The sequence below is a fragment of the Nonomuraea sediminis genome (assembly GCF_018531495.1).
GTDB classification, from domain to species: domain Bacteria; phylum Actinomycetota; class Actinomycetes; order Streptosporangiales; family Streptosporangiaceae; genus Nonomuraea; species Nonomuraea sediminis.
Genome location: NZ_JAHDTI010000034.1, coordinates 1 through 8,746 on the forward strand (window position 1 = coordinate 1; position 8,746 = coordinate 8,746).

General features: G+C 65.4%; 12 protein-coding genes. 5 read left to right on the forward strand and 7 right to left on the reverse strand.

The window, feature by feature from the left end; translation table 11 throughout:
- Window positions 1-297 precede the first annotated feature (297 nt).
- From KIK09_RS57085 to KIK09_RS57100, 4 genes are all read right to left on the reverse strand, one after another.
- Window positions 298-711 carry a DUF7779 domain-containing protein gene (locus KIK09_RS57085; RefSeq protein ID WP_214327956.1) on the reverse strand — a complete coding sequence of 138 codons (414 nt, stop codon included), beginning with the start codon at window positions 709-711 and terminating at the stop codon, window positions 298-300.
- Window positions 712-858: 147 nt separating this feature from the next.
- Window positions 859-1,164: a hypothetical protein gene (locus tag KIK09_RS57090; protein WP_214327957.1), complete on the reverse strand. Its 306-nt coding sequence runs from the start codon at window positions 1,162-1,164 to the stop codon at window positions 859-861.
- Window positions 1,165-1,603: 439 nt separating this feature from the next.
- A complete protein-coding gene (locus KIK09_RS57095) occupies window positions 1,604-2,362 on the reverse strand; it encodes a helix-turn-helix transcriptional regulator (RefSeq protein ID WP_214327958.1) in 759 nt (252 codons plus the stop codon).
- Between the two features lie 540 nt (window positions 2,363-2,902).
- Window positions 2,903-3,619 carry an SDR family oxidoreductase gene (locus KIK09_RS57100; RefSeq protein WP_214327959.1) on the reverse strand — a complete coding sequence of 239 codons (717 nt, stop codon included), beginning with the start codon at window positions 3,617-3,619 and terminating at the stop codon, window positions 2,903-2,905.
- A 58-nt stretch (window positions 3,620-3,677) separates the two neighbouring features.
- Between KIK09_RS57100 and KIK09_RS57105 the strand changes: the two genes are divergently transcribed.
- A complete protein-coding gene (locus KIK09_RS57105) occupies window positions 3,678-4,088 on the forward strand; it encodes a MerR family transcriptional regulator (RefSeq protein WP_214327960.1) in 411 nt (136 codons plus the stop codon).
- A 411-nt stretch (window positions 4,089-4,499) separates the two neighbouring features.
- Here KIK09_RS57105 and KIK09_RS57110 read toward each other — a convergent pair whose 3' ends face one another.
- Window positions 4,500-4,910 (reverse strand): DUF4440 domain-containing protein, encoded by a 411-nt coding sequence (locus tag KIK09_RS57110; RefSeq protein ID WP_214327961.1) that lies wholly within the window; start codon window positions 4,908-4,910, stop codon window positions 4,500-4,502.
- 62 nt (window positions 4,911-4,972) lie between these two features.
- Here KIK09_RS57110 and KIK09_RS57115 point away from each other — a divergent pair, with 62 nt between their 5' ends.
- The 4 genes from KIK09_RS57115 (at window position 4,973) to KIK09_RS57130 (ending at window position 7,521) form a co-directional block, all read left to right on the forward strand.
- Window positions 4,973-5,611: a TetR/AcrR family transcriptional regulator C-terminal domain-containing protein gene (locus KIK09_RS57115; protein ID WP_214327962.1), complete on the forward strand. Its 639-nt coding sequence runs from the start codon at window positions 4,973-4,975 to the stop codon at window positions 5,609-5,611.
- A 139-nt stretch (window positions 5,612-5,750) separates the two neighbouring features.
- On the forward strand, window positions 5,751-6,083 hold the full coding sequence (locus KIK09_RS57120; protein ID WP_214327963.1) for an integrase core domain-containing protein: 333 nt from the start codon (window positions 5,751-5,753) through the stop codon (window positions 6,081-6,083).
- A 128-nt stretch (window positions 6,084-6,211) separates the two neighbouring features.
- Entirely contained in the window at window positions 6,212-6,559 is a 348-nt protein-coding gene (locus KIK09_RS57125; RefSeq protein ID WP_214327964.1) for a PadR family transcriptional regulator, read from the forward strand.
- A complete protein-coding gene (locus KIK09_RS57130; RefSeq protein WP_214327965.1) occupies window positions 6,556-7,521 on the forward strand; it encodes a hypothetical protein in 966 nt (321 codons plus the stop codon). The genes KIK09_RS57125 and KIK09_RS57130 overlap by 4 nt, the downstream gene beginning before the upstream one ends.
- A gap of 115 nt (window positions 7,522-7,636) precedes the next feature.
- Here the strand turns inward: KIK09_RS57130 and KIK09_RS57135 are convergent, their stop codons facing one another.
- On the reverse strand, window positions 7,637-8,044 hold the full coding sequence (locus tag KIK09_RS57135) for an NAD(P)-binding domain-containing protein (protein WP_214327967.1): 408 nt from the start codon (window positions 8,042-8,044) through the stop codon (window positions 7,637-7,639).
- Window positions 7,969-8,451 carry an NADPH-dependent F420 reductase gene (locus KIK09_RS57140; protein WP_214327966.1) on the reverse strand — a complete coding sequence of 161 codons (483 nt, stop codon included), beginning with the start codon at window positions 8,449-8,451 and terminating at the stop codon, window positions 7,969-7,971. Before KIK09_RS57140 ends, KIK09_RS57135 begins: the two co-directional genes overlap by 76 nt.
- Window positions 8,452-8,746 lie beyond the last annotated feature (295 nt).

An 8,746-nucleotide genomic window follows, 5' to 3' on the forward strand; every position in this document is an offset into this window, starting at 1 on the left:
CGCAGTTCAGGGGCTGACAGGGGCCACCCGATAACTCGGATCACGCCTGCGCGCCGCGTGGTCGCTCAGCGGCAGTCCAACCACCACGACCCCCGAACCGGTGAACCTGTGTGGCCAGAGCACTAGGTGTTCATGGATGTCTTGGGAGAGCGTCTTGGCGCTGCGGTAGTCGCCGCTGGCGCCCAGGTAGCGTGCCACAGTCCAGGACCCGGGCGAAGCGAGCGGGAGTACGGCCAGAGCGTGCGGCAGCAGGGCTCGGTAGGTCGGCCAGTGAGCGATCGCCTCGGGCTCGTCGGGTTACGCCTTCTCCACCAGGAGAGCGGCCCTCTGTCGCCAGTGGCTCTGCTGGTCGGCGGTGAGGCGATCGAGGGTGACGGCTTGCACTAAACGGTGCACCGAGAGCGCACCATCGACCGGTCGGCTGATCAGGCTGTAGCGGCGCAGCGCCATCGCCGCGGCGTTGACGGCCAGGTCGCCGCGCGGCAGCTCATCATCACTGTTGTCGCGGTCGGGCCGTGACAGCAGAAGTCGGTAGGGGATGGCCTCGGAGGCGTAGCAGGCCAGCAGCCGCAGCAGCGCGATCGCTTGCGGGTCGGAGGTGGCCAGTTGGTCAAAGGCCAGTTGCCAGGTGGAGGCCACCCGCTCCCGATAGCCCCACGCTTGGCCGTGGGCGAGCAGCTCGGCGCGCTGGGCTCGCAGGAGCTTCGCCATAGCGGCGGCTGCCCTGGCAGCTGCAGAGTCAGGTTCCCAAACTGACCAGGTGCGGCATCAAACAGGCCCAGAAGGGCGTGATGCCGCACCGGGGCTGTGACGTCAAGGCGTCAGCCGTACATGCGGTGGTAGTGCTTTGCACCGCACCTACCGATCGTTCCTTACGATCGCCGTGACTATGTTGTTGTAGGTGTATTGGATGTTCGAGACGTATTGGGTATATTCCATGTTGCGCTGCTGACAATATTGGATTGCCGCCACTGCTTGGTTCTCGGTCGGCATTTCGGCGATTAATGCAGACTCGCCAGGCGAAAGGTACGGGCAACCATAGAAGGTGCCCCCGCCGCCGCCGGGTACGTCGTTTGCCGCGCTTGCTGGGATCGTCGCCATCGCGCTGCCAGCGCTCGCGACAAGCGCCACTATCGCGTACTTCACTCCTCGCACGGTGATCATCTCCTCCCATCTGGATGGGAACATTTCGTCGCACTTCGCTATATTTCTGCAATAGTGCTTTCTGGCTCAGAGCCCTGTGCGAGAACCCTCCTAAACGGATGGGCCCAGTCTCGCCCGGCCCAGTCGCGGCTTCTTGGAAAACCCGACCTGTCGGGTGCCGGAGATTGTCTCAGCCCCGCTCACTGGTTGCTACTTCGCGTTCACAAGCCGTTACGCCCCTACAGCTTGACGTGATGGTAACTCCGGGACAAACGAGACCTTCGCCACAGACCGTTCGTTCACCCGTCACGGGGCAAGATCTTTGCCATAGCGGCGGTGGCCCTGGCGACCTGCAGAGTCAGGTTCCCAAACAGGGCTCTGAGCACGTGCTGCCTCCTCGTGGATCGCGAGTCGCTATGGCGCGATTGTTTCGAGGCGGGCCAGCGATCGCGTTGGACGTTCATGCGAACTTCGGCGCCAGCGACTCCAGCAAGGCGCTCGGTGTCGCCTGCCTGTGGCGGCGCATCACCCGGGTCAGATGGGCCTGGTCGGCGAAGCCATACTTGACGGCGAGCGTGCGCAGGGAGCGCTCCCCCTGGTGGAGGTCCTCGAGTACGGCGCGCACACGTACCTCGTTCCGGTACGCCGTCAGGGTCATCCCGGTGACGCGACGGAAGACCCGACTCAGGTGGTGAGGCGAGTACCCGAGCAACCTCCCCAGGGCGTCCAGGCCGAGGCGGAGGCCGTCCTCTTCGGCGAGTGCCGCCGCGGCCTGCGCGACGATGCGCCGGTGCTGCAGATCGGTGGTCAGACGATGGTGTGACGCCGAGTGAGCGTCAGGGATGAGCCGGACCAGGGAATACAGGCGGTCGGTGAGCTCGAATTCGTCGATTCCCCGGCGGCAGGCCGCGAGCATCGAGCGGTGGGCGTGGTCCATGGGCGCGAAGATCGTGAAGGCGCCCTGGGTGAGGCTGGAGGCCACCTCTTCTGGGACGCGGATGATGGTGGCGGTGTCGTGGGTCTTGACCGGGTGCGCGACCTGTCGCTCCTCGTCCATGCGCAGGACCAGGCCGACGGTGGCGTCGACGAAGCAGTCCTTTCCGTCGATCCGGAAGGCGAAGCCGCCGGTGCGCTGGAGGTGGATGGCGTGATCCGGGCCCGGGGTGGGCCGGTTGAAACGGCGATGGTCGTTCCAGCAGGTCGCATCGACGACGGCCATGCCTGTACAGGCGCCAAGATCTTCTTCTGACCCCAGTGACTCCCAGTCATTTGTGGGCACATGCGAAACCTAGGCGAATCAGGCGATCACTGCCAGAGGTCTTGCCGTACATGGGGTGCCGGTAAGAATCGCGCCACACGGCCCAAAGCGACGGTGCGTATGTGAAATAACCCCTGTGTTCGTTGAATGGTTGAGCGTGGCCATAGCCGCAGGACCTGGGCGTACTCCCTGGAATCTGTGGTTCTTTCGAGATTGATGAGATTTCAGAAATTCTGAAGGTCTATCGTCTTCGTCGTTCGTCTTGCATGGACGGCGAAGACGAGGAGGCCGAGGCGGCCTGAGCCGCCCGGCCCTGGCCGGCGGCCTGCCGAATGGGCCGATCTCCAGATAGGGGTTCGTCATCGGGCTGGCCTTCGCCGGCAACGATGCGGCTGCGTCAGCGCCGCCTCGCTCTGGGCACGCTGTACCAACCTGCTGGCGAGTGCGGCTCAACGTACCGCGCCTGAAAAGTCACGGCCGCGGGCGCCGTGACCTTCGAGGTCAGGAGGTCAGGGCCGTGAGGGCGGCCGCCGCTTCCCGGTAGATGAAGCTCGGGTCCTCGGACAGCCACGCCTTCGCCTGGCGGCTCGCGTCGTCGGCGAGCACCTCGGACCGGTGCGCCTCGATACCGTCGAGGGCCGCCGCGACGATCACCTCGGGGGCGGTCTTGTCGCCGTCGTACCAGGCCATCATGTCGGTGTCCGCGGCCCCCAGGTGCAGGCCCGTCACCAGAGTGCGCTGCTTGGCCAGCTCCAAGCGTACGTTGTTGGTGAGCGCCCACTCGGCGGCCTTCGCCGCGTGGTAGGCGCCCGCGCCGTCGTAGGCGAGCCACGAGATCGCGGACAGAACGTTGAGGATCGCGCCGTCGGCCAGCTGGGGCGCAAAGGTACGGATCACGTTGAGGGTGCCGTAGAAGTGGGTGTCCATCTCGCGGCGAATCGTGTCCAGATCCCCGGTGACCAGATTCGCCCCGGTCGAGATTCCCGCATTGTTGATGACGATCTTGACATCAGGTGCCGCTGCCGCTGCGGCGGCGACCGATGCCGGATCCGTGATATCCAGGCGCAGCGGGATGACCCCCGGTACGTCGATGAGCTCCGGGCGGCGGGCAGTGGCGTACACCCTGCCTGCGCCACGGTCGAGGAGAGACAGGACGAATTGTCGTCCGAGGCCGCGGTTGGCGCCGGTTACCAGCACATGTGCTCCGTTTATCTGCATGTCGATACGCTAAAACCTGACGTTGACGTCAGAGGCAAGTCTTGTGATGGAGGTCACGGTGCGTATCGGCGAGTTGGCGGCAAGGTCGGGCGTCAGCGTGCGTGCCCTGCGCTACTACGAGGAGCAGGGTCTGTTGGACGCGTACCGGAGCGACTCCGGGCAGCGCCACTACCCGGAGTCGGCGGCCGACCGTGTCCAGTTGATCCAGATGCTTTATGCGGCCGGCCTGTCCAGCCGGACCATCGCCGAGTTGCTGCCCTGCGTCGAGGCCAAGGTCAGTACTCCGGAGTCGCGTGCCCGGCTCGCCGCCGAGCGTGATCGCATCGATGCCCAGATCGCCGCGTTGACCCGTACCCGTGACCGCCTGGATGTGGTCATCACGCACTCCGGAAGCCCGGACAGCGGCTGCACGTGGATCGCGGACCAGGACGTCGCCGCCGTAGAGGCGAGTCACTCCGCGACGCCGTGATCGCCACGGCCAGGTCGGACTCGATGCCAAGACCGCGGTCCGTTACGCAGAAAAGGCCCGAGCACTCCTGACGACCGCCGCAGAGGAACAAGATCCCGCCGGTGCCCGCGAACCCAAGGGTCCCGAATCACTCATAAAGCGTGAAGCCCCATGGGTTCATCGTGAAGACCCTTCGGTTCGGGCGAACTCTGGGACTTCAAGGGGTGCCACCGGAATACGGCAGAAACGGGCCGCGGGCTGAGGTAGCTGCTGGTCAGGGGGCTCCCGCCGGAACGGGAACCAGGACGGAGCGCCCCCGGCGCAGCGAGGACGACCCGGCACTGCCCGACAAGGCGCGGTGGTCACCCTCAGCGAGGCGAGGGTGACCACCTGCTGCGGCGAAAGGGCTTTGCCCGCTACTCGAGTAACCCGCTAGGCATCTGCGGTGGCCTGCACCATCTTCACCAGGTAGCTGATGTCCTTGTCGAAGGTGAGCTCACGCAGGATGGTGGTGGGCCGTCCTTCCTCCATCCGCCAGATGAAGGTATACAGCGCCGGGGTGCCGTCCTGGACCCGGCGCATGACGATTGCCGCATGGTCACCGAAGTCGGTGGTGGCTGGGAAGGTGACGTCGTCGATCGACTCGCCCACCCGCTCACCCTGCTCACGCAGAGCGCGAAAGCGTGCCATGAACTGAGCCTTGGTCAAGGAGACGGTCTGACCGGACTCGTCGACCCGTACGTTCTCGAATTCGGGGTCGTACAACCGGTCCAGGGTGTCCACGTCCATGGCCAGTCCGGCCTTGAGGTACGTCCACATGCCATCTACGAGCGCCTGGTTCATGACCACACCTTTCTATAACAGCGTTACAGGAGATCAATGTAACATAGTTATAGGGTGGCGTCATGGACGCGGACACGATCGTGAGGCAGGCCCTGACGCTGTTGCGGCAGGACGGGCTGGCTGGGGTGACCTTCCGCAAGCTCACCACCAGCCTTCAGGTCAAAGCTCCCGCCATCTACTGGCGCTTCAACGACAAGCAGGAACTGCTGGAGGCGATGGCCGAGGCGATCCTCCAGGAACAGCTGGCCGATCTCACACCGCTACAGTCAGGCCAACCCTGGCAGCCGTGGCTGGCCGGAGTCCTGCACCGCCTGCGCCGTGCGCTGCTGACCTACCCGGACGGGGCCCGGGTCGTGACCGGTGCGCGGCCAACCGGCACGCCCACCATTGCCCGCATCGCCGAATATGGTCTCCGCGCGCTGCAAGACGGCGGTCTCACCCTGCCCGAGGCGGCCAACGTGGTCTTCACCAGCATCCACTACACATTTGGCCACGCCATCGAAGAGCAGGACTCGACGGGCGCCCACACCATGGACGACAAGACCGCAGAAGAGTTCGTCCGAACGTATCCGACGATCGCCCGTGCCATGGTGGAAGCACGCAGCACCGGAGTCACCGGCGACGACATCTTCGACGCGGGCATATCTTTGATCATCGGAACCCGGGCCCCAGCGGGCATCGAGCCGGACACGGATCGGTAGAGACCCGCGCCGTCCACCCTCGTCGCATCGCGCCGCCGGCATCGGCCTGGAATTCCTCACCGGCGAGCTGCAGGGTTCCCACGACCCGTCCGGCCGGGTGTTCACCGTCGGTTGCGGGAAGAGGATGTTCCCGGCCCTCATGGACGAGATCCTCGCAGAAATCGGCATCCAGACCGTGCTCACCGGTATCCGGATGCCGCGGATGAACTCGGTCATGGAGCGATGGGTGCAGTCGTGCCGCCGCGAGCTGGTGCACCGCTGCCTGATCTGGAACGAACGCCACCTGCGTCATGCCCTGCGCGAGTACGAAGAGTTCTACAACCAGCACCGCGCCCATCAAGGCCTGGCCCAAGCAGCTCCCCTACGCGCCGTCCCGGATCTGATCACAGATCCGAGCCGTATCGCCAACCTGGGCGTACGCCGGCGAGATCGGCTCGCAGGGGTTCGCCACGAATACTCACATGCCGCTTGACCTGGATGGATGGAGTTTTCGGCAGGCGCTGGGTTGGCAGGCCAGCCGCGATGCCGTGTGGTGCCCAAGGCATGACTTGCGCGTGAGTCAGTTCATCTTTATATATAGATAACATGAGCAGAAGATCCATGCAGGAACCGACGTTCCTGATCCTTACAGCGCTCGCAGCCGGGCCCCAGCACGGCTACGGCATCATCACAGACGTCGTGCAGATCTCGGGTGAACGGGTACGACTGCAAGCCGGCACGCTGTACGCCGCGCTTGACCGTCTCCAGGGCGAGGGGCTGGTCGAGACCGACCGCGAGGAGGTCGTCGACGGCCGCGCGCGGCGTTACTACCGTCTCACCTCCGAAGGCGAAGCCAGGCTGGCCATCGAAGCGGAACACCTGCGTCGCAACGCCGACACCGCCACCTCTCGCCTGCGCACCAGACTCCGCCCGGCGTTCAGCATCATGGTCTTCAGGAGCGCCACGTGAACTTGGAGGATCGTTACCGACGGATAGTGGCGTGGTATCCGAAGGAGCACCGCGCGTCGCATGAAGAGGAAATGGTCGCGGTGCTCCTCTCGGCAGCCGCGCCCGGCCGCGTCCGGCCGAGTGCCCGTGAGACCTTCGACCTGCTGCGAGGCGCCTTCACCATCAGGTTTCGCCGTGCCGTGGGGCCCGTTTCCCGCCGACACTGGCATGCCGCCTTCAGCCTTGCGGCGCTCCTCGCACCGATCTGCCTGCTTGTCCTCGAAGTCGGCCGAGTCAGCATCTACGCTGAGGATGCGCTGCGAGATGCGAACATGGACCCGGAAGTGACGCTGAAGACGCTTGCTGTGTCCCTGCCTTACGGACTCATCGCCTTCCTGGCCTGGCGGAACTCTCGAAAGGCCGCGGCCGCCGTGGCATGGGGCTGGACCGTGCTGTACGCCGGGCTCGTCGCCAGCCCGCCCACGCTTGGCCTTTCTCCCATCTACGTGATGTGGGACGGTGTGCTCTTCGCAGGGTGGGGATTCGGAAACGTCTTGCTGTTCGTCCTGCCTGCCTGCCTGGCCGCCGTGATGCTGACGTTCGCTCCGTCATCCGGTCCCGGTCCGTTGGGAACCCGGCGGCTGGCCGGATGGACCGCCGTCTTACTCGCCAGCGTCGTGGCGTGGCCTCAGATTCCCTTGCCGGAGGCAGGTTACCTCCCGCTTCTCGTGGTCGCGGTGGCGGCGGTAGTGGCAGTGCGCTCCCCCGTGGGGCGGCGGGCGGTGTTCATCTTGTTGCCACTCACGGGTGTCACCCTCGGCTGGCTGCGCTGGGTGGATGATCCGACGAACCTTCCAGTGGTGGCTGCGCTGTCTGTGGCGGTGTTGGCTGCCACGGCGTGGCTGGCCAGAACCGGCACCATCGCCTCCAGTCCGGCGAACGTCTCACGAGCGGCGCGTGGGGTGCGGGACGGTCGCCGGTGACGTAGGCGCTGCCAGGCCCAGGAGTTCCTATCTTGCGACCTCAGCTTGTCGTTAAAGTTCTGATCTTCGCGTATGTGGCGTTGTGGACATGTCGGGCTGTGTGCTTTGTAGCCGGTCAGGTTGTGCGGCGAGGCTTGGTTCCTTTGCGGTGGTGAGCTGGGCGTTTGTAGAGCTCTCCGGCGACCAGCAGGAGTCCGACGTCATGGCGGGGAGCTCGGCGGTTGGTGGAGCCGCGTGACCGTCCGCGGCCGGGCATCATGTCCCGGTGACCGACGACTTCGCGCTCTCCGCCGACCAGCTCCGCGAGCACGCCCTGGCCGACCTCGCCGTACTCACCGACCCTGACCTCGATCCGCGTGCTGCTGCGATCGAGGCAAGTACCTGCACACGCCTGGCGGCCGTGCCGAAGATCGCCGACCGGCAGCGGTTCGCAACCGATATCAGCGATCAGTCGGCACGTAATGTCCAACGCGGCGGGATCGTCACCACAGTAGGGCACGATAAGGCGGCGGCCGTCGAACACCGGTGGGTCCCCTGCCAGACCCGCGCGTGGCAGAGGTTGAACGCCTTGACGACATGCCCGCCGGTCACCCGCTCGATCTCCTGGGCCATCGACCTGCCGGGTGTGGTGACCAGGGTGAAATGCTCGACCTCGACCGGGTTGTTACAGTCGACGATCACCTTGCCGCGCAGTGCGTCGCCGATCTGGGCCAGCGTGGACGTCATCCCTTGGTACAGCACCGCGATCAGGGCGACCTCCGCGAACTCGGCCACTTCCTCAAAGCTGTCGGTGTGGGCGCCCCACTTGTCGGCCAGGGCTCGGGCCTTACCCACCGTGCGGCCAGTGATCATCAACTCGTGACCCGCGGCGGCCCACCGTGTGCCGAGCGCGTCAGCCATCGCCCCGGCGCCGAAGATTCCGATTCTCATGGACCAGAAGGCTAGGAAGGCGCAGGGAACCCGTTCGCTTTCGAGTGTTATGCCGCTGGGGCTGGTCGGCCCCAGCGGTGTCCGCGTTCGCTCCGGATGCGGGCGCGGTGGTTATCTAGGGTTGGAGGACCCTTCCAGCAGGTCAGAGGACGATGATCTCTTCTTCACGTAGGCCAAGTTGACCGCACGCAGCCCGGACCCAAGAAGAACCGAGCGTGCGGAGAGCGCCTCGGGGTCGTTACAACTAGTTCACCGGCCAGTCCCTCGCCGCCGTGTGGGACGGCAGCGTCTTCAC

Excerpts from the sequence above, each read along its gene's own strand:
- KIK09_RS57085 (WP_214327956.1), bottom strand. The coding sequence starts at position 711 with ATGGCGAAGCTCCTGCGAGCCCAGCGCGCCGAGCTGCTCGCCCACGGC.
- KIK09_RS57090 (WP_214327957.1), bottom strand. The coding sequence starts at position 1,164 with ATGATCACCGTGCGAGGAGTGAAGTACGCGATAGTGGCGCTTGTCGCG.
- KIK09_RS57095 (WP_214327958.1), bottom strand. The coding sequence starts at position 2,362 with ATGGCCGTCGTCGATGCGACCTGCTGGAACGACCATCGCCGTTTCAAC.
- KIK09_RS57100 (WP_214327959.1), bottom strand. The coding sequence starts at position 3,619 with ATGCAGATAAACGGAGCACATGTGCTGGTAACCGGCGCCAACCGCGGC.
- KIK09_RS57110 (WP_214327961.1), bottom strand. The coding sequence starts at position 4,910 with ATGAACCAGGCGCTCGTAGATGGCATGTGGACGTACCTCAAGGCCGGA.
- KIK09_RS57115 (WP_214327962.1), top strand. The coding sequence starts at position 4,973 with ATGGACGCGGACACGATCGTGAGGCAGGCCCTGACGCTGTTGCGGCAG.
- KIK09_RS57120 (WP_214327963.1), top strand. The coding sequence starts at position 5,751 with ATGGACGAGATCCTCGCAGAAATCGGCATCCAGACCGTGCTCACCGGT.
- KIK09_RS57125 (WP_214327964.1), top strand. The coding sequence starts at position 6,212 with ATGCAGGAACCGACGTTCCTGATCCTTACAGCGCTCGCAGCCGGGCCC.
- KIK09_RS57140 (WP_214327966.1), bottom strand. The coding sequence starts at position 8,451 with ATGAGAATCGGAATCTTCGGCGCCGGGGCGATGGCTGACGCGCTCGGC.